We start from the raw sequence: 19,636 nt of genomic DNA, 5'->3' as shown, positions 1-19,636 counted from the left end.
CTCCTACCCCACCAATTCGAGGAGCCGCCGGTGCAGCACGGTGTCACCTGTGAGTTCCGGATGGAATGAGACGCCGAGGACATTGCCCTGTTCGACCCCGACGATCGCGTCGCCGAAACGAGCCATGACCCGCGCATCCACACCGTCGACCGAGACGATCTGCGGGGCACGAATGAACGCCGCGCGAATCGCACCCCATTCGGTCGCGAGGTCAGCCTCGGCCGATTCGACCTGCGGACCGAAGGCATTTCGGTTCACGGTGATATCAAGCACTCCGAGCGACTGCTGCCCAGGCGCGGGATTCTCAATGTTTTTCGCGAGCAGGATGAGTCCGGCGCAGGTTCCGAGAGTCGGAAGCCCTTGGCCAATGAGTTCCTTGAGCGGCACATCCAACCCGAACATGCGAGCCAGCCGGTCGATCACCGAGGATTCCCCACCGGGCAGAATCAGCGCATCCACCCGGGCCCCGTCCGGGCCAAGCAGGTCGGCGGGCTTACGGATCTGCACCGGCTGCGCGTCGAGCGACTCGACCAGGGTGGCGTGCTCGCGCACGCCACCCTGCAGCCCGAGAATCCCGATTCGGGGCGCGCCGGTGAGGAGGCCGGGCGCCCCTTTCTCGTTCATCGTCACGCCAGTGCTGTGGTCGGCGATTACCATCCGCGCTCGGCGAGGCGGTGCGGGGCAGGCAGGTCAGCCACGTTGATGCCGACCATTGCCTCACCGAGGCCGCGCGAGGCGTCGGCGATGGCGGCGGGGTCGTTGTACTGCGCGGTGGCGCGGACGATCGCGGCGGCGCGCTTGGCGGGGTCACCAGACTTGAAGATGCCGGAGCCCACGAAAACACCGTCGGCGCCGAGCTGCATCATCATTGCTGCATCGGCGGGGGTCGCGACACCACCGGCAACGAACATCACGACCGGCAGTTCACCGGTTTCGGCAACCTGCTTGACGAGGCCGTAGGGCGCCTGGAGGTCCTTTGCAGCAACGTACAGTGCGTCCGGCTCGACGGCGTAGAGCGCCTGCAGACGGGCGATTTCGCCGCGAATGGTGCGGATGTGCTTCATCGCCTCCGAGACATCACCGGTACCGGCTTCACCCTTCGAGCGGATCATCGCGGCACCTTCGGTGATGCGACGCAGCGCCTCACCGAGGTTCGTTGCGCCGCAGACAAACGGCACCTTGAAGCTGTGCTTGTCGATGTGGTTCACGTAGTCAGCTGGGCTGAGCACCTCGGACTCGTCGATGTAGTCCACGCCGAGTTCCTGCAAAATCTGTGCCTCGACGAAGTGACCAATGCGCGCCTTCGCCATTACCGGAATCGAGACGGTCTCAATGATGCCATCGATCAGGTCCGGGTCGCTCATGCGAGCCACGCCGCCCTGCGCACGAATATCCGCGGGGACGCGCTCAAGCGCCATCACCGCCACTGCGCCAGCATCTTCGGCGATGCGCGCCTGTTCGGGGGTGACGACGTCCATGATTACGCCGCCCTTGAGCATGTCGGCGAGGCCAGTCTTGACGAGAGGGGTGCCCGTCTGCGAGGTTGCGGCGGACTGAGCTGAAGATTCGTTATTGGTCATGCCGACCATCCTGGACCGCAAATTGGACTATTCCTAGTGCCACTTTTGAACCACTTTGATAGACCACTTGTGCCAGACTGGATGCGTGCGGTCCACTTCCATTCCCGAGGTCCCGATCGAACTCGATCGGGCAAGTCACCTTTCGCTTCCATTGCAGCTTGCGCGCGCGGTTCGACAGCTCATCGACGACGGCGCGCTGCTGCCGGGGGATGAACTTCCCTCGACTCGAGCGTGGGCCGCTCGGCTCGGGGTGTCCCGCGGCACCGTGGTTTCTGCGTACGAACAGCTCACTGCGGAGGGATATCTGTCTGGCGAGCGCGGCTCGGCAACGCGGATCAACTCGCGGCTACGGCAGACGCACCCGCTGCGGCCGGATGCGTCGGGGCGGGGTGATCAGGCTGGCACCGGCGGGCCAGGCGGTCGGGCCGGTTCTGGCCCCAGCACAGGCTCAGGCGCTAGCCCCGGCTCTTCCGCTGGCTCGAACTTCGGCTCAGAACCAAGCCGAGGAGTCATCCGTTTCGATCCCGCGGGTGAATCCCTGCCAATTTCTACCTCGACGACGAGTGCGCAGCCCTCCCCTGCATCCACCAACGCCAGCACCCGACGGCACGGTCCCGATGCACCTGCGATCCGCGACACATCCGCACCGAAACTTTCCGCTCATCAGCGCCCCGACACACTCCGCCCGCGGGCGCGAGATACGGATCCGCGGCGAGACCAGCATCCACCCTCGCCGGTCGACATGTTGCCGGGGCGCCCAGCAACCGACTGGCTGCACACCCCCGCTTGGCGGCGCGCGTGGCGCAACGCCGCGGATGCGGAACTCACGTCGCTGCCACCCGAGGGGGACCCCAAATTCCTCGCGAATGTCGCGGACCATTTTCGGCGGATGCGCGGGCTGGCCCGTGATCCGGCGCACTTTCTCGTTACCGCCGGTGGCCGCGAGGGCCTGGCGCTCATCATCGAGACGCTGGCCTCGGAACTTGGTGGATCAAGGAAGATTCGTGTGGGAGTCGAGTCGCCGGGATACCCGTCCCTGCGTCGCACGGCCACGCGCCTCGGATGCACGCTCGTGCCGCTCGAAGTCGACCGCGAAGGGCTGCGCACCGACCTCCTGCCCACTGGCGCCAATCGACCGGACCTGGCGATTGTGACCCCGAGTCACCAGTATCCGCTTGGTGGTTCCCTGCCGATTGACCGAAGGCTCGAGTTCCTCGAGTGGGCGAGGCGAGAGGAAGCCTTTATCGTCGAGGATGACTACGACTCCGAGCTGCGCTACGTGGGGCAGCCACTGCCTACACTCACCGCGCTCGATGAGCCGACCGAGGGGCATGTCGCATTGCTCGGCACCTTCTCGACAACCGTGGCGCCAGCCTTGGGCATCGGGATGCTGTGCGTTCCGGATCGTATTCGCGAACGACTCCTGGCGACGCGGCGTGACTTGGGAACACCAGTGTCCGCCGTCGTGCAGCACGCATTTGCGGAGTACCTCGAGTCGGGTGAGCTGCGTCGGCACACAGCCAGGATGCGTCGGACCTATCGGCAACGCCGCGGTCTCGTTCTTGAAGCAATCGGAGATCTCGAAGGGGTCACCGTGGCGCCGATGGACGGGGGCCTGCATGCCGTTGTGCGCAGCGATCGACCCGAGGCTGAACTGCTTGCGGCTTGTGAGGCTGCGGGAGTATTGGTCTCGCCCGGCGCCGACTACTGGCGCAGCCCGGATGCGGCGGGCCCCGCATCCGAATCGGCCTCCGGCGCTACCGCTGCCGCCGACACAGCTGCCCCAGCTGCTGCCACCGGCGCCCCCATCGCCACAGCTACCGGCACCGGGACATCCACACCCACACCCAGCGCCAGCAGCATTGTGATCGGCTACGCGCACCTCAGCGAAAGTGCGCTCCACGAAGGACTCACCCGACTCCGACAAGCCCTCGGCGCCTGACCCACCACCCGCCAGCAATGTGCACGGGAAACCCTGCCCACCGACCCCTGTCAAGAAAAGGTGGACGCGAACCAGTGCCATCGGACCGCGTCGGAAAAGTGCACGGGCGGAGACTTCCCGCGGCGTGTCGTAGGCGTGTCGCGCGTAGCGTGCACTTTTCTGACATACGCTCCGGCCTCCACTCGGGCGGTGTCAGCCAAAACCGTGGCAGAGGCTACAACCTGTGTTTGTAGCCATGCAATAAATTGCTCTCTACCGGCCAGTTTCGGACCGGCGCAGACTTGCCAACATGCAAGACAGGACCGCCACAACCCGCGCAACACGCAAACCCCATGATCTCTGCGTTGTCCGCGCACCGCAGAAGTCCATTGACCGCGCCTTCGTCCGCATATCACGGAAGCCCTATAACCGAGGCTTCGTCCGCGCGGCGCGCTGGGTTCCGGGCCTGCTAATCTGCGCAACTATTGCGGCAGCCGCCACGGTGATCGGCACACTTGTGCCGGTACTCGGTTCTGCGATTCCTGCGGTGTTGATCGGTATCCTGATCAGCCTCACCAGGTCGCTACCCCGCTGGGCCACTCCGGGCATCCGCTTTTCGAGCAAGACCGTGCTGCAGCTCGCGGTCGTGCTTCTGGGGTCGCAGCTCTCGCTCGCGAGCATCCTCACGGTCGGCACAGAATCGCTGCCGGTCATGCTGACTTCACTCGCGGTGTGCCTTACCGCCGCGTATTTCATCGGGCGAGCACTAAAAATTGAGCGCGATATTCGCACGCTGATCGGCGTGGGTACCGGTATCTGCGGGGCCTCCGCGATCGCGGCAGTCTCACCCGTCATTCACGCGCGCAATTCCGACGTGTCCTACGCGATCTCGACGGTGTTCCTCTTTAATATCCTCGCGGTGCTGGCCTTCCCATTCATCGGCCATGCCCTCGGAATGTCACCACACGCCTTCGGCCTTTTTGCGGGCACAGCGGTGAATGACACGAGCTCCGTGGTCGCATCCACGAGCGTGTTCAGCACCGCCGCGCTCGGGTTCGCTGTGACGGTGAAGCTCGTGCGCACGCTGATGATCGTGCCGGTGAGCCTCACCCTCGCGGTCGTGGAAGCTCGTCGTACCGCAGGTTCCGAGCGACTCACCTTCGGCCGAGCTATCAAACTCATCCCCTGGTTCCTCGTCGGTTTCTTGCTCGTCGCGGCCGTCACCTCAACCGGCGTCATCTCGCCGGTCGTGCAGGATGCGCTGGGCCATGTCAGTGTCTTCCTGGTTGCGATGGCGCTCGCCGGTATCGGGCTTTCCACCGATCTCAAGGCAATCCGCAGCACCGGTTTTCGGCCGCTATTACTCGGCGCAATTCTGTCCATGCTCGTGATGGGGTCGACGCTCGGGATGATGGCGCTACTCGGTTACTTGGGCTGAATTCTGGAGGTTCTGTGCTCGCGCGGGAGCGGCCAGCACCCGGCCGATCCGTAGCACGGTGATCACAAGACCCACGAGAGCAAGCACTCCTGCGACCAAGACCACGGCAACGAAACCGAATGCATCCGCCGTGACGAGGCCAAGCCCGGCCGCGATCACCATCAGAATCGAAGTGACCGTAGTGAAGAAGGTGAAGTCCGTGCCCGCACTTTCGGGACGGGTGAGGTCCATCGAAATGGTGAACACGATCGTGAAGCCGACCGTGTAGGCGATCGTGAATCCCACCGTGTACGCGGGCAGCAGCACGAAGCACCACAACCGCACCGCCGGGCGCGCGAAGAAGGCCAGAGTCGAGCGCAGGGTAATGTGCGGCACAGGTTGCGACTGTGTGGTTGCCGACTCTCGCCAAGCGAGGATGAGCGGCAGTGGCAAGAGGCTAAACACGGCGAGCATCAGCGCGGCGGCCTGCCACCCCGCGAAGCCATACACGACCAGCACGAGACCACCGCCCACTACCTGGGCCACGCAGGATCCTGCCGATTGGAAGCCGTTGCCAAGACCTCGCTCCTCGGGGCGGAGGAGTCGAGTGGCGGCCGCATCCGCGGCGATGTCCTGCGTGCCGGCGAGGAAGAACAGCACCGCGAACATCCTGAGCATCACCCCGAAGTCTGCGGCTGGGTCGAGGAGCGCAAGCGCGGCGATGCCGAGCCCGAGCAACCTCTGCGTCACGATCAACCCTCCCCGATAGTGGCCGAGTTTGCGGGAACCGAAGCGGTCAATCAGCGGCGCCCACAGAAATTTCAGGGTCAGGATCATCGCGACACCAGCAGCCGCACCGATACTCGCGAGCGCGACCCCGCGGGCCTGCGCAATCGTCAGGAAGGCATAGGTGTAGAAGCCGAGGCTGAGGTTCTGCGTGCAATAGAGCGCCGCAACGAGCGCGAGTCGACGGGCTCGCCCGGGTTCGGGAGTGTGTGCCGTGGCAGGGAGGTCCACGGGCGTGGCTGCGGCAGTGGATTCGGTCATCGCTGGTCTACTTTCTCAAAGGCGTTGTTGCTGCGGTTTTGATTGGGCTCGAGCCCCTGCACGGCCGCAAGCACGCGATATTCGTCACAGGTCAGCAGCAGAGAGTCGTGCCCGCCGGAGCCGACGACGGTGCCGCGGTCGACGACGACAATGCGATCGGCATTCGCGATGGCGCTCAGGCGGTGCGCGATCACGATCACGGTGCGCCCCGCAAGGAGGGTCGAGAGGGCGGCTTGGATGCGATCCTCAGTTCCCGGGTCAACGGCGGCAACCGCTTCGTCCAGAATCAGAATCGGTGAGTTCTTCAGGAGCGCTCGGGCGATCGATAGTCGCTGCCGCTGTCCGCCGGAGAGGTCGCTGCCGCCCTCGGTGAGCACTGTGTCGAGCCCCTCCGGGAGCGCTGCCACCACGTCATCGCACTGCGCCGCGACAAGCGCATCCCAAATTTCCGCATCGGTGGCATCGGGGCGACCGAGCGCGAGGTTCGCACGGACCGTGTCGTCGAAGAGGTACACGTCCTGAAAGACGGCGGTTACGAGGGAGGTGACGGATGCGCTGCCGAGGTCGCGCACGTCGGCGCCGTCAATCCGGATCGCCCCGGAGTCCACATCCCACAGTCGCGCAACGAGGCTCGCGATGATGGTCTTTCCGGCACCCGATTTCCCCACGAGCGCCGTGAGTTCGCCGGCCTGTGCACGGAACGACACCTCGTGCAGGGTCGTTTCTTCGCCGCAGCCGAAGCGGACCTGATCGAATTCGATTGTGGTGCCGCTCGGCGAGGCTGGCTGTGCGGGTTCGCTGAGCGTCTGCGCGTCCCACACTTCGCCAATTTTCGCGGCGATCTGCTGCTGATTCAGGCGGTAGCCCGCGAGCCCGCTCAGCTCCTGGATTGGCTGGTAGAAGGTCAGGGACAGGAAGAGGAAGATCAGCAGTGTCGCGGCGCTGACGCTGCCGCCCAGATAGAGGGCTGCGCCAACGGCAATCAGCAGCACCTGCCCGGATTCCACCACGATCGCGCCGATGGCGGATGCTGGGGTCCCCTTCACAGACATCGCGATACTGGCTGCGGCAAGACCGCGCATGGCGGTGTCGTATCGGCGCGCGACCTTGGAGTCTGGGTTTCCGCGTAGTACGGCAGCGCCGCGTGCCTGTTGCAGCATCACGGCCGTGGCTTCGCTGCGAGCGCGGTGAAGATCGGCAAAGACGCGCTGGTAGATCCGGTCGGTCCAGATCGTGATGGCCCAAAACAACGGGACCCCGATTATGGCCGCGAGTGCGAGCCGCCAGTCGATGATGAACAGGATGATGCTCGCGTAGAAGGGTTGGATGAGGGAACCGACGATCTGCTGTGGGATGTTTCTAAAAATCGAGCATGGGGATGTCACTGGTCACCGTCGCACCCGCGCGGCCCGCATCAAAGCGTTGGAAGAATCCGAGCGGTACGCGACGGAGCCGATCGAGGATCGATAGCTGCAGGTCAGCTTTCGATTGCGCGGCGAGGTGCCACACGAGTTGGTTCGACCACGCCGTCGCGAGCACGCGCGCGAGCAGTGCGGCGCCGAGGAGTGCCGTGATGCCCCAGACTGTGCCCGAATCCAGCGCCAGACCGGGGAGCTCACCGATGGCCGCGAGCACAACGACGAGCACCGCGAGCCCCATCGCCGCGCCCATCCCCGCAACCAGCCAGCGCAGCGGGCCCGAGGTCGCAGCGTCTTGCAGCTCGGCGCCGGTGACCACCGCATCCTTCGCCCGGTCGAAGCCAGCATCGGCGCGCAGGTACGCACGAATCACCCGAATGCCGTGCAGATACCCCATCACCGCTCGGTTCAGCACGAGCGAATGCTCGGCAAGCGCCCGATTGTTCTTCTGTGCGAGCGTCATGCCAATCCCCGAGACCACGACAAGCAGTACGAGCGCCCCGAGCGCCAAGAGCGCGAGTCGCCAGTCGACAATGAACATTGCCAATATCGTCACGATCGGCATGGACACCGCGGCAGCACCGTCCGGGATGCCGTGGGCGAGCACCTCTTCGAGCTGCTCGATGTCATCGTGCAGGATTTTCTTCATCTCCCCACTCGAACGGGCCTGCACAGCCCCGAGCGGCAGGTGTTGCAGATTCTGGCCGATACCGAGTCGCAGCTCTTCCAGGATGCGATAGGCGGCAACGTGCCCGACATGGCTAGATATCGCGCTCGCGACGGCGCGCAGCACGAGTGCGGCGGCTGCCAGCCCCACGATCATCGCGATGGTGGATGCATCTTCCGCAATAAACAGCGCCACCGTCACCGCGTAGACCGCGAAGAAGGGCGCAAGGGAGCAGGCGGCCGCGATTGCCGAAAAGACCGCGGAAAGGATCAGCGCCGGACGGTGGTTGCGCACCGCGGCTCCGAGGGAAATCGAGCGGGTTTGCTGCGAAGTAAGGCTCACCTGAGTGAATCTAGCCACGGACTGTCACTTAATCAATAGCTATGGATTTATAGTGAAGGGGCCGTACACTCCTAGGCATGAGCGAGAACGCAAACTCTGCGCCGAGGGGCCGCGGGCGACCGCGGCGAAGCGAGGGTGCCGTCCTCACCCTCGAGGCAATTTTGCAGCGTGGCCTCGAGATCGCGGGCGCCGAAGGATTTCCGGCACTGACCATGAACCGCCTCGCGCGAGACTTCGAGGTCAGCCCGAAAGCGCTCTACAACCACGTGGACAGCAGGCAGGATGTGGTCGACGGGGTGGCCGCACTGATCATGCAGTCCATCCCGGCGCCGCAGCTCGATGCCACCAACTGGAAAGACTCACTCCGCACCGCGTACCGCGAGGGCCGCGAAGCCTACCGACGCTTTCCGCGCGCCACGCTCATCTCCCTCGACGAGACCGTGACGCCAGGTGAAATCGACCCGAGCCGCATCCTGCTAGCCGAGCACACGCTGCAGTTTTTCGTCGACCTCGGGCTCACCCTCGAGCAGGCCATCACCGCAAGAAACAGCTTCCTGCTCGACCTCTTTAGCTTCACGTTGATGATCGACTACCGCTATGACTCGAGCCCGGCGCCGGTTCGCGAGGCAATCACCCAGCCGGTGCCAAGGATCTGGCTCGAGGCACTCCCTGACGTGGCGGCTCCGCACTCTCGCGAGGCGGCCACACTCCCGACCCCCGACAGTGACACGATGTTCGAGCGCCTGGTGGACATGCGCATCGCCGCGATCTCCGCGCTGCTGACGTCATAGACTCGGAGCCCCCAGACCCGCAGACCCGCATCCAGCGCACCACACCCCATACCCGACACTCATACGCGCGCACCGACGTGAGCCCGGCGCATCCAAAAGTGCGTGCCGGTCGCACCAGAATTCCACATTTAGGCTAGCCTTACCTGAGCCTGATCGTTCATCCTGGAGCTCCGCATGACCGAGGAACTCAACCTCACGCCGACCGCTGTGCGTCGGTTACTCGCGGTCCTCAACCATCCCGACCACCAGCGGGATCTTGAGGAACGCCACATTGTTATTGAATCCGTGATCAACCGCGCGAACGCACTCGTGCGAGTCACCGGGAAGCTCTCGGGTAGCGATCCGCTTGAGGCGTGGCGAGTGCCGAATGTTGCCGTGCGGCTCTTCTACCCCGAGCAACCGCTCGAGTTCGAGGGTGTGGCGAACGCACCAGCCAATGCATCCCGCGCCTATACGATTGCCGAAATCGACGTGACAACCCGCACGGTCGCCATTGACATCGTGCGCCACAACGCAGAATCCCCCGCCATGCGATGGCTCGAGACAGTCCAGCCCGGCGACTCGATCCCAATCCTCGGGCCGCGCCCACACCGTGTACCCGCACCCGGCGCCCCGCGCATCCTGCTCGCCGATTCTTCGGCACTGCCCGCGGCCCTGAGTATCCTGCGCCGAACCCCCTTCGCCACCGAAACCACCGTATTTATTGCCGCGCCGACCGATGAGGTCGAGCTTTTCCGTGCCGAGGCGGAACCCTTCGCGACCGAACCACTGCACATTCGCGCCATTCCGAGCGATGATCCACTGCCACTATCGACCGCGTTCCGGCGCGAGCGTGTGCCGCTGCACACGAGTGTGTGGGCATCCGGCGAGCGCGAAGACATGCGCTCGCTGCGTCGCCACTGCCGCTCGGTGCTCTTCCTCCCCGCCGAACGTGTGCAGGTCTTTGGGTATTGGAAGCAGGGTGTCTCCAACACCCGCCTCGACATTGCGCGCCTGCAGGCCACCGAGAACGCGCTCGCCACGGGCAAAGAATTCTCCGATAGCGACGACTTCGAAATCAGCATCTAGCCGGCGCAGCGACATCCGGGACCAGTACCGGGCTTAGCCTGATGCATCCAGAGTTTCCCCGCCGGAACCGTCAATAATTCCTTCAAACGAGGGGACGAAACATGGATGAGGCGCTCGTCGTCTTCGTGGTCGGCCTGCTGGTCATTGCCGGATCAACGCTAATCGGACCGAAATTCGGGGTTGCGTCCCCGCTCGTACTCGTCGTGGCTGGCGTGGCCGCGAGTTTCCTGCCACTCTTCAACGGTTTTGAAATGGATGCCGACCTGGTGTTGCAGGGGCTACTGCCACCGCTTCTGTATTCCTCGGCGGTGTCGATACCGACCATGAATTTCCGCCGCGAATTCATGGCCATTAGCGGTCTGTCAGTCTTCCTCGTCGTCGCGAGCGCTCTGATCCTCGGGATATTTTTCATGCTCGTCTTGCCGGGACTCGGTTTCGCCTGGGGCGTCGCCCTCGGTGCGATCGTGAGCCCGACGGATGCGGTGGCCACCTCGATCGTGAAGCGCACCTCGGTCTCCAAGCGCGTGGTCTCAATCCTCGACGGTGAGAGCCTGCTCAATGACGCGACCGCGCTGGTACTTTTGCGGACCGCGATCGTGGCGACCGCCGCATCCTTCTCGTTCTGGGGCACGATCGGCACCTTCAGTTATTCGGTGCTGGTCGCCGTGCTCATTGGCCTCGCGGTGGGGCTTCTGAACCTCTGGATCCGCAAGCGCATCACCGACCCGACCGCGAATACCGTGATCTCATTCACGGTGCCTTTCGCTGCCTCGGTGCCCACCGAGCTATTGGGCGGCTCTGGCCTCGTCTCGGCAGTGGCCGCTGGACTGATTACCGGGGTGCGGGCGGCACGGGTGTTCGCGCCGCAGAACCGTATTTCGGATACGCATAATTGGCACACCGTGGAGATGGTGCTCGAGGGTGTCGTGTTTCTCACCATGGGACTGCAGGTGACCGCGATCGTTGAGCACGTGGAGGAGGATCACGGCGGGGCGCACATCGCCGTGCTGATTGCGATTGGCGCGCTGATCCTGATGCTGCTTGTGCGAGCGCTGTTCTTGGTGCCGCTACTGGGCCTGCTCGCGCTCCGCCGGCGACGGCTCATGCGCGCGCAACCGCTGCTTGAAGGACTGAAAGATCGCCTCACCACGCCCGAGGGACGTGAGGCCGCCAAGCAACGGCTCTCGCGAAACGGGCATGTCGTCTCGGATCGGCAGCTCAATCGCTATGCCCGGCAAACCACGCGCAGCCTCGCCGATATTGAATACTTCCTCAAGGCACCGCTTGGTTGGCGCGAAGCGACCACGGTGGTGTGGGCGGGGATGCGCGGGGCGGTGACGGTCGCGGCGGCCCAGACGCTGCCCGCCGATACTCCGCTGCGTTCCACGCTCATTCTGATTGCTTTCGCGGTCGCGTTCCTCTCGCTGCTGGTGCAGGGCGGCACGATCGGCCCGCTGGTGCGCGCGATCAGCCCACACGTGGACTATCGGGCGGCACAGCAAGAGGCGAAGGCCGAACGCGCGCGCTTGCTTGAGCTCATGCGAGCGAGTGCGGATGCGGTACCCGAGCCGGATCTTCCCGAGACGGCTTCGAAAGAGCAGCGATTGGATGCGATGACGCGTCACCACCTCGCGAAGCTCGATGCCGAACGCAAGGCGCTGCTGAAGGCTCGCGATCACGGCACGTTCGAGGCCGACGTGCTCGAAAGCGCCCTCGCGAATCTCGATGCTTCCCAAATCGCCATCGAGATGCGTGGGCCGGTCGATTGACCGAGCGCTCGGCTGGACGCGCCGGACACTCGCTTGCCCACGCGCTCGTTACTGGGATGCGCAGGACGTTACTTGGATGCGTAGGGCGCTACTTGGGCGCGCGAGGATAGAAGAACATCAGCGAGGCGCCGACCACCCAGACCAGCCCACCGAGGGCGAGTACCCAGAGAGGGTCGAGCCCCGCGAGCATGCCGGCAATCGCAGTACCGATTGCGCTGGCGGCGGTGCGCATCGCGGCTCCCAGGGTGAAGACCTGGCCAACCACCTCCGGTGGGCTGTCTTTACGGCGCATCAACAACATGGCCGCGGCTGCGGGCGCGTTAAAGGCACCGGAAAGTGCCACGAAGACAATCGTCCAAACAAACCCGAAATCGATCGCCGCGAGGATCATCGAAATTCCGCTGAGCCCGAACCCAACGAGCATTGCCCGTTCGGGATATTTGGGCGAGCTTCGCGCGGTCTCCACGAGGGCCCCGACGAGGGCGCCGACCGCAAAGCCGGCGACGATCACGGCGCTCATCGCCGCATCCCCCGTGGCCGCAATCGCGATCCCAACCGCCGCGATCGGCATCATGCCGCGCCCGAGTTCGGCGAGCGCACCCGACCACGCGTTGGTGGTGAGCTTGCGCTGGGTCATGATCGCGACGACCCCGCCGGCCATGGATTTCAGCAGCCCCACATTTGTGGCAGATTTCCGCGAGGCCATCGGCATCAGCGGATAGGTCACCGCTGAAACCAGCACGATCGCGGCCATCACAAACATCGCTACCCGCGAGCCAACCGTGGGTGCGAGTACGGCCACGAGCGCCGGCCCCGCGACCCCACTGATGTTGTAGCTGAGCGAGTCGAGCGCATAGGCGCGGTGCGCATCCCGCCCCGAATGGCCGACGAAGCTCGAGAGCCCGCCGAAACCAAAGGGACTCAACAGGCCGCTGAGGGCCAGTAGTACGGCAATCAGCCAGGTGGGGAGGATGCCCAGGCCACCCGCAATGGCGAAGATCGCTCCGGTGGCCACCGCGGATGCGATCATCGGCACGCGGGGCGTTTTCACGCTGTCGAGGATCGCACCGACCGCGGGGGCCGCCACGATGCTCGGCAGCAACGCGAGGGCAACGAGCATTGCGCCGAGGCCGACGTCGCCCATTACCTCGACCGCAAGAATCGGGATCGCAACCTGCACTCCGCCTGAGGCGGTGCGGATCGGCACCGAGGCAGCGAGTTGTCGAGCGCCGTTCATCGATAGTTCAGCGCTGCTACTGCCGCGCGCCGCCCCCAAAAGCAACCGATTGTATTCATTCTGATGAGGGTACCCCGGTGGAGGGGTCGGTGAGTCTCGGTGCCTGGGTGCCGATTAGGCGCGGGCCGCGAGTGGCGGGCGCTCGAGCCCTTCGACGGGCGCTTCGGCCGGGTCGTTGCCGAGCTGCACGATCTTATTGTCCGCATCCACGTGCACCACGCTGGGCTGGAACTCGCGGGCGAGCGCGTCGTCCATCTGCGCGTAGGTGATGAGAATCACGAGGTCGCCGATGTTCACGAGGTGCGCTGCCGCACCGTTAATCCCGATCACTCCGGAGCCGCGCTCCCCTGCGATCGTGTAGGTCTCCAGGCGCGCACCATTGGTGATGTCAACAATCGAGACGAGTTCGCCGGGAAGAATATCGGCAGCATCGAGCAGGTCCTGGTCCACCGTGACCGAACCCACATAGTGCAGGTCGGCGTGCGTCACCGTGGCGCGGTGAATCTTGGACTTAAACATCGTGCGGGTCAGTGAACCCATGTGTACTGCTTCCCTTCGCGGCATTGAATGCCCTGTCTTCGAGGTACCGACGGCACCAACCCTCCGAAGACATCGTTCAAGAATACCGCTCGGACGCAACAAACCCCAGGGATTGTCACCTTTGATGCGCACTCTTGTCTTGCAGCACTCTCCACTTACCGATACGATCGTATCTATAGTTACGACGCTGTTTCAAATATCGAAACCATAATTGATACAACGATGTACACCCGTGAAGTTTTGAGGAGTCACTCACATGCAGATGCACCACCGCGGATATGTCTCGAACGACCCCCGCATCCAACCCGCTGCGGGCTACGGTATTGATCGCCCGAACGAGATCCCGGATGAGATGGACGTGCTCATCGTGGGCACCGGCCCCGCCGCAGTGGCCGTGACCGCCCAGCTCGCGAAGTTCCCCAACCTCAACGTGCGCGCGATCGAGCAGCGAAACGGTCGCCTCGAGGTTGGCCAGGCCGACGGCATCCAGGCCCGCTCGGTCGAAACCTTCCAGGCCTTCGGCTTCGCGAACGAGATCATCGACGAGTCCTACCGCAATGTCGAGATGGCGTTCTGGGCACCGGACCCCGAGGATCCCTCACAGATCATCCGCACCTCCCGCGCCCCCGACGACGCCACCGGCATTAGCGAGTTCCCCCACATTTACGTGAACCAGGCGCGCGTGCTCGACTACTTCCTGCGCGAAGCGGTCCGCGCACCGGGCCGCATCGTCCCCGACTACGGCGTCGAGTTTGTCGATCTGAAGATCGATCGCGAGCACGAGTACCCGGTTGAGGCACGCATCCGCTACACCGCGGGTGAACGTGAGGGCGAAGAGCGCACCGTACGCGCGAAATACCTCGTCGGTGGCGACGGTGCGCGCAGCCAGGTGCGCAAGTCTCTCGGCCACAAGCTGCACGGTGACGCGTCGATGCACGCCTGGGGCGTACTCGACATCATGGCGAACACGGACTTCCCCGACTACTACCTCAAGTGCGCGATTCAGTCGCACGAGCACGGGCAGATTCTGCTGATTCCGCGCGAGGGTGGCTACCTCGTGCGGATGTACGTTGACCTCGGCAACCTCGATGAGGGGGATGCGGGCAAGATTCGTTCGACCTCAGTCAAGACCATGATCGACACGGTCAACAAGATCATCGCGCCCTACTCGGTGGATGTGCGCGAGGTCGCCTGGCATTCGGTCTACGAGGTCGCGCACCGCGTTACCGACGGTTTCGATGACCTTGAGGATGAGCAGCGTGGCGAGCTGAGCCCGCGCGCATTCATCATGGGCGACGCCTGCCACACGCACTCGGCGAAGGCTGGCCAGGGCATGAACGTGTCGATCCAGGACGGCTTCAACCTCGGCTGGAAGCTCGCCTCGGTACTGGAGGGTCGCTCCCCCGAGTCACTGCTGTCGACCTACTCGGAAGAGCGTCGCGTCGTCGCGAAGAACCTCATCGACTTCGATAAGGAATGGTCTTCGCTGATGGCCAAGCCTGCCGACGAGTGGGAAGATCCGGAAGAGCTGCAGCGCTACTACGTGTCGACCTTCGAGTTCCCGGCCGGGTTCATGACCGAGTACAAGGAATCGATGATCACCACCGGTCTCGAGCACCAGGATCTCGCGAAGGGCTTCCCGGTCGGCAAGCGCTTCAAGTCGGCTGAGGTTATCCGCCGCTCAGACAACCGCTGGCGTCACCTCGGTCACCTGCACGAAGCCGACGGTCGCTGGCGCGTCTACGTCTTCGCCGACGCGGCAGCCCCCGCACTCGAGGGCAGCCCGACTGCGGACTTCGCGAACTGGTGGGCGACGAGCGAAGACTCGCCTCGCGTGAAGTACACCCCGGCGGGTGGCGATGAGGACGCACTCTTTGACACCAAGGTGATCTACCAGCAGGACTACACCGAGGTGGAACCCTACGCGGTACCCGCGGCATACAAGCCGGTCAAGGTGCCATTTGGCTTGGTTGACCAGAACCAGATCTTTGCCGCTGGCCACGGCCGGGACATCCACGCCGAGCGCGAGATCAGCCGCGATGGTGCCATTGTGGTGGTTCGCCCCGACATGTATGTCTCGGGCATCTTCCCGCTGGATGCCTTCGACGAGATCTCGGAGTACTTCGCGCAGCACCTGCTGCCGGTTGCGAAGTAGGTAACCGCTGAGCGATGAAGGGCCGGTGACCTTGTGTTCACCGGCCCTTCTTGCTCACTCATCAGCGAGCGGGTCGCCCCACCACGCATGCCCTCGGTTCCCCAGTCGTGAACCAGTCTGCAATGTAACTTGCGGGATCAATTTCATAGCTGCGAAGCGCAGCGTCCGAGAGGAAAGCAGCGTGTGGAGTCACGATTGCGCGCGGATGCGTGCGCAACGGATCGTCTGCTGCGGGAGGCTCGCCGACGAGCACGTCGAACCCGACACCCGCGAGCTTTCTGTCATCCAGAGCCTTCCGACAGGCCTCCAAATCAACTAACTCACCACGCGACACATTGAGCAGAATCGCTTGATCCCGCATCCGGTCTATTTCCGTCGCGCCGATCATGCCTTCGGTTTCCGATGTCAACGGCAAGTGAAGCGATACGACATCGGATGTTTCGAGCACTTCCGCAAGCGATACCGCTTCTGCGTACTCATCTGCGGGTGGTCGGAACGGATCATAAGCAATAACTCGGCCAAAGATTGGCCGAGCAAATCGAGCCACGAGTGCACCGATTCTGCCGTAGCCGATGAGTCCCAATGTCAGCGAGCTCACCCGCCGCGGGGTCACCGGCAAGTCATCGGTCCATCCACCGGCTGCCGCCGTCCGGGTCATCTCTGGCAATTCACGCAGCAGTGCGAGCGCAAGGGCGAGTGTGTGCACTGCCACTTCGTCTGTCGCCGCATGGCCGACGTTGGTGACCCACACTCCTCGGGAGACTGCGTGCTCAACGTCAATCATGTTGGTGCCGTTGCTTGATGCTGCGATGATCCCGAGATCCGAAAACTGGTCAATCAACTCGGCGTTGATGGTCGAATAGCCAGCAATAATGCCAATCGCGCGGCGCTGCTCCAGCTCGACTTCGCCAGCCGCAGTAAAGCGCATCTCCTCAGTGCGAATGCCCCGCTCAGCCAGAAGCTCGCGAGCCGGTTCCGGATCAAGATCGGTGAACTCAGCAAAGAGCACGAGTGGTGTGTCAGTCACGGTATGCCTCTCGTCGGGAAGTGATTACTTGCGGTCCCGAAGACCAATTGCCATCGCCGAAATGCATTCGTAGGCAACGTGCGCAGCCGCGATGCCGGTGATCTCCGCGTGGTCGTATGCAGGCGATACTTCGACGACTTCTGCTCCGACCAGGTTCTTTATCGAAAGCGCCCGGATCATGCGCAGGAGCTCACGGCTCGTCATGCCGCCGGCCTCCGGCGTTCCCGTGCCCGGCGCGTGGGCTGGGTCGAGCACGTCGATGTCGATCGAGAGGTAGATGGGTCCGTCGCCCACTCGCTGGAGCATCCGTTCAATCGCGCGCTCAACGCCTTCGTTTTCGATCTCAACGGTCGAGATGATCGCAAAGCCGAGGCGCTCGTCGTCGCGGAGGTCGCTGCGGTCATAGAGCGGGCCACGGATACCGACGTGCAGGCTGTGTTCCTTATCGATGAGCCCTTCTTCGGAGGCACGGCGGAACGGCGTCCCATGCGTGATCGGTGCATCGAAGTACGTGTCCCAAGTGTCGAGGTGAGCATCGAAGTGGATGACAGTGATTTCACCGTGGTCTTTGTGAAGACTCCGGAGGTTTGGCAGCGCGATGGTGTGGTCGCCACCAATCATTACGAGGCGCGTACCGTCTTTCCGCAGCGCGTCCGCGGTTTCCTCGACACTCTTGACAGCATCCGAAATGTCAAACGGATTAATCGCGATGTCACCGGCGTCGACCACCTGTGCCTCGGCAAACGGTGACACGTCCGCCGCTGGGTTGTACGGACGTAGGAGCCGCGATGACTGCCGGATGTGGGCTGGACCAAATCGAGTTCCCGGACGATAACTCACTCCCGAGTCGAAGGGAGCACCGACCACCGCAATGTCGGCGCGGTCAACGAATTCTTGCTGTGGGAGACGAGCGAAGGTTGCGAAGCCCGAATATCGAGGCGCTTTACTCGCGTCGGCAGGGCCGACATTGCCGGTTTCGTACTGTACGTAATCTTCACGCATTGTGTTGTTTCCTCAGCTCTAGTGCGAATTGTCTTGAAATCAGAGCTGCTTACGGCAGCCACTGTCGTTCTGGTGAGCGGGCGGAATTGTTGATGTATTCCGGCCAGGCGAGATCGATCGGCGCTTCGAAGTCGCTTGGTAAGAGCGGCTCAACGTCAAAAGTGCTCCGCCGCTCGGCGAATTCGCGTTTCGCTTCGGCGACGATCTCGGGCTTTGTCAGCAGGTCAATGAACGTCGTCGCTACCGTCTTGCCCGCAACGTCAATGGTGGGGTCGATCGCAGCTGGGATACCCCCGAGCGCATTCATCACCCATGCGGGATAGGCACCTCGCTCCGCCGCCGGTTTCAGCGCGGGACGCGAAATATAGAACCGGACTGTCGGGGCGTAATGCGTCATCTCAACATAGTCGTCACTCGTCCAGTTGCGTTGCCAGGGCGCAAGATGCTCCCGCAAGGCGGCCTCCGCATCCTGCGGCGTAATTAGTGCTTCGCACTCATCGAGATACGGCTTCGACATTGGCTCGATACCGAGCTCGCGCTGGATGCGCTGAGCGGCTTCGATCGCCGCGTCACCATACTGCGGTGCACCGATCTCGGCAAGGTTGTCATATAGCGTTTGTGCGAGCACGTGGTTGGTGATTCCCGGTCGCGAGCGCGCGACCCAAGTCACTTCGAGGCGGCAGTGCGACATCGCGGCAGCGTGTTCAGCGTTGCGGTCGAGCACCTTCAGTACGTGTTCAGCCATCTCGATATCTGGCGTGCGCCAGGAGTACTGAATCTGAGCGACGCGAGCGGGCAGGTTATCGGCTGTCGCTTGCCCTGATGAGAGAATCGCGTCCGAAAGGCTCCAGCCGCCGAAGCTCGGCAGCATGGCGTCTTGCATAACGCGCGACGCGGTGTACATCTGCATCAGCGCAACGTTCGCGCCAGGTGCGCGGGCCGCCGAGTGCGATGCCGGAATCGGCGAGTTCGGGTTATTGCTAAGTTGCCATGTCTCCGGCTCATCACACACAAAGGTGTAGACCTTCGAGTAATAAGCGCCGCACTGCGTGTCCCAGCGCGCGGTATTGCACAGCGGCAGCATATAGAACGGGTGGAAGCTCACCATGGCATCGATGCCGTCGTAGTAGCCTCGCAGGCCGTGCACGACCTTCGATCCGTGCATTTTTTCGGCGGGCTCGCCCGTATATTTCAAGGTGCCGTGGATGTTGTGCTCGCGCATCGCGTGCTGCGTCGCGAGGAGTCCCGCCAGGGTAGAAATTCCAAGCACCGAGTGTGGGTCGGTGTGGCCGGGCGCGTGGCTCCCGAGGCCTTCGCGAGGTGACTCGCTCGTCGTTGCCGCTTGGTTGTTACCGGGCACCGCGTCGTACTCTGCGTAGCTCGCGATGACCGGACCAGCACCTTCCTCGCCTTGTGCTGGTCCGTTGGTCCACTGTGCCGCGAACGCCGTCGGCATCCCCGCCGAACCGGCTTCGACCTCAAATCCGTACTGACGCAGCAGCTCTACATACCAGCGGCTCGACTCATACTCGCGCCAAGCGGGTTCGGCGAGGTTCCAAATATGTTGATGCCAGTCGGAGAGTTCTTGCTGGTGGTCATCGATCCAAGCTTTGGCAGTGGCTTTTGCGTCAAGGGTGAGTGACATCGACATCCCT

The 19,636-nt window shown here is 63.5% G+C and carries 16 protein-coding genes; 6 read left to right on the top strand and 10 right to left on the bottom strand.

The window, feature by feature from the left end:
- Window positions 1-3 precede the first annotated feature (3 nt).
- Both pdxT and pdxS read right to left on the bottom strand, forming a co-directional pair.
- Window positions 4-624, bottom strand: a complete 621-nt coding sequence (pdxT, locus tag F8O05_RS08875) for a pyridoxal 5'-phosphate synthase glutaminase subunit PdxT (protein WP_158052381.1) — start codon at window positions 622-624, stop codon at window positions 4-6.
- 26 nt (window positions 625-650) lie between these two features.
- Window positions 651-1,589 (bottom strand): pyridoxal 5'-phosphate synthase lyase subunit PdxS, encoded by a 939-nt coding sequence (pdxS, locus tag F8O05_RS08870; protein WP_404811369.1) that lies wholly within the window; start codon window positions 1,587-1,589, stop codon window positions 651-653.
- 76 nt (window positions 1,590-1,665) lie between these two features.
- Here pdxS and F8O05_RS08865 point away from each other — a divergent pair, with 76 nt between their 5' ends.
- A complete protein-coding gene (locus F8O05_RS08865) occupies window positions 1,666-3,522 on the top strand; it encodes an aminotransferase-like domain-containing protein (protein ID WP_158052379.1) in 1,857 nt (618 codons plus the stop codon).
- Window positions 3,523-3,811: 289 nt separating this feature from the next.
- Window positions 3,812-4,939: a YeiH family protein gene (locus tag F8O05_RS08860; protein WP_158052378.1), complete on the top strand. Its 1,128-nt coding sequence runs from the start codon at window positions 3,812-3,814 to the stop codon at window positions 4,937-4,939.
- Here F8O05_RS08860 and F8O05_RS08855 read toward each other — a convergent pair.
- The 3 genes from F8O05_RS08855 to F8O05_RS08845 are packed head-to-tail and all read right to left on the bottom strand — an operon-like array spanning window position 4,919 to window position 8,392.
- Window positions 4,919-5,965, bottom strand: coding sequence for an MFS transporter (locus F8O05_RS08855; RefSeq protein ID WP_158052377.1), 1,047 nt, complete (start codon window positions 5,963-5,965; stop codon window positions 4,919-4,921). The two genes, F8O05_RS08860 and F8O05_RS08855, sit on opposite strands and share 21 nt — an antisense overlap.
- Window positions 5,962-7,350: an ABC transporter ATP-binding protein gene (locus F8O05_RS08850; RefSeq protein WP_158052376.1), complete on the bottom strand. Its 1,389-nt coding sequence runs from the start codon at window positions 7,348-7,350 to the stop codon at window positions 5,962-5,964. The genes F8O05_RS08855 and F8O05_RS08850 overlap by 4 nt, the downstream gene beginning before the upstream one ends.
- The gene (locus F8O05_RS08845) at window positions 7,325-8,392 is read right to left on the bottom strand and encodes an ABC transporter ATP-binding protein (RefSeq protein WP_192497107.1); all 1,068 of its coding nucleotides are present in this window, start codon (window positions 8,390-8,392) and stop codon (window positions 7,325-7,327) included. The genes F8O05_RS08850 and F8O05_RS08845 overlap by 26 nt, the downstream gene beginning before the upstream one ends.
- 77 nt (window positions 8,393-8,469) lie before the next feature.
- Here F8O05_RS08845 and F8O05_RS08840 point away from each other — a divergent pair, with 77 nt between their 5' ends.
- The 3 genes from F8O05_RS08840 to F8O05_RS08830 all read left to right on the top strand — a co-directional run bounded on the left by F8O05_RS08840 (window position 8,470) and on the right by F8O05_RS08830 (window position 12,020).
- The gene (locus tag F8O05_RS08840) at window positions 8,470-9,183 is read left to right on the top strand and encodes a TetR/AcrR family transcriptional regulator (RefSeq protein ID WP_158052374.1); all 714 of its coding nucleotides are present in this window, start codon (window positions 8,470-8,472) and stop codon (window positions 9,181-9,183) included.
- A gap of 174 nt (window positions 9,184-9,357) precedes the next feature.
- The gene (locus tag F8O05_RS08835; protein WP_158052373.1) at window positions 9,358-10,251 is read left to right on the top strand and encodes a siderophore-interacting protein; all 894 of its coding nucleotides are present in this window, start codon (window positions 9,358-9,360) and stop codon (window positions 10,249-10,251) included.
- A 101-nt stretch (window positions 10,252-10,352) separates the two neighbouring features.
- Complete coding sequence (locus F8O05_RS08830) at window positions 10,353-12,020, top strand: cation:proton antiporter (RefSeq protein ID WP_158052372.1); 1,668 nt, start codon at window positions 10,353-10,355, stop codon at window positions 12,018-12,020.
- A gap of 88 nt (window positions 12,021-12,108) precedes the next feature.
- Here the strand turns inward: F8O05_RS08830 and F8O05_RS08825 are convergent, their stop codons facing one another.
- Complete coding sequence (locus tag F8O05_RS08825) at window positions 12,109-13,257, bottom strand: MFS transporter (protein WP_158052371.1); 1,149 nt, start codon at window positions 13,255-13,257, stop codon at window positions 12,109-12,111.
- Between the two features lie 114 nt (window positions 13,258-13,371).
- Window positions 13,372-13,788, bottom strand: coding sequence for an aspartate 1-decarboxylase (panD, locus tag F8O05_RS08820; protein WP_158052561.1), 417 nt, complete (start codon window positions 13,786-13,788; stop codon window positions 13,372-13,374).
- 265 nt (window positions 13,789-14,053) lie between these two features.
- On the opposite strand from panD, the gene F8O05_RS08815 reads away from it, so the two are divergent.
- Window positions 14,054-15,952: an FAD-dependent monooxygenase gene (locus F8O05_RS08815; protein WP_158052370.1), complete on the top strand. Its 1,899-nt coding sequence runs from the start codon at window positions 14,054-14,056 to the stop codon at window positions 15,950-15,952.
- Window positions 15,953-16,013: 61 nt separating this feature from the next.
- Here the strand turns inward: F8O05_RS08815 and F8O05_RS08810 are convergent, their stop codons facing one another.
- The 3 genes from F8O05_RS08810 to F8O05_RS08800 are packed head-to-tail and all read right to left on the bottom strand — an operon-like array spanning window position 16,014 to window position 19,626.
- The gene (locus F8O05_RS08810; protein WP_158052369.1) at window positions 16,014-16,979 is read right to left on the bottom strand and encodes a C-terminal binding protein; all 966 of its coding nucleotides are present in this window, start codon (window positions 16,977-16,979) and stop codon (window positions 16,014-16,016) included.
- Window positions 16,980-17,003: 24 nt separating this feature from the next.
- The gene (gene speB / locus F8O05_RS08805) at window positions 17,004-17,981 is read right to left on the bottom strand and encodes an agmatinase (protein WP_158052368.1); all 978 of its coding nucleotides are present in this window, start codon (window positions 17,979-17,981) and stop codon (window positions 17,004-17,006) included.
- A gap of 49 nt (window positions 17,982-18,030) precedes the next feature.
- Window positions 18,031-19,626, bottom strand: coding sequence for a zinc-binding metallopeptidase family protein (locus F8O05_RS08800; RefSeq protein ID WP_192497106.1), 1,596 nt, complete (start codon window positions 19,624-19,626; stop codon window positions 18,031-18,033).
- Window positions 19,627-19,636 lie beyond the last annotated feature (10 nt).

Source organism: Gulosibacter chungangensis (assembly GCF_008831155.1).
GTDB lineage: Bacteria > Actinomycetota > Actinomycetes > Actinomycetales > Microbacteriaceae > Gulosibacter > Gulosibacter chungangensis.
Note: the sequence above shows the minus strand (reverse complement) of the source record. Positions and strands in the feature narration are given on the sequence as shown.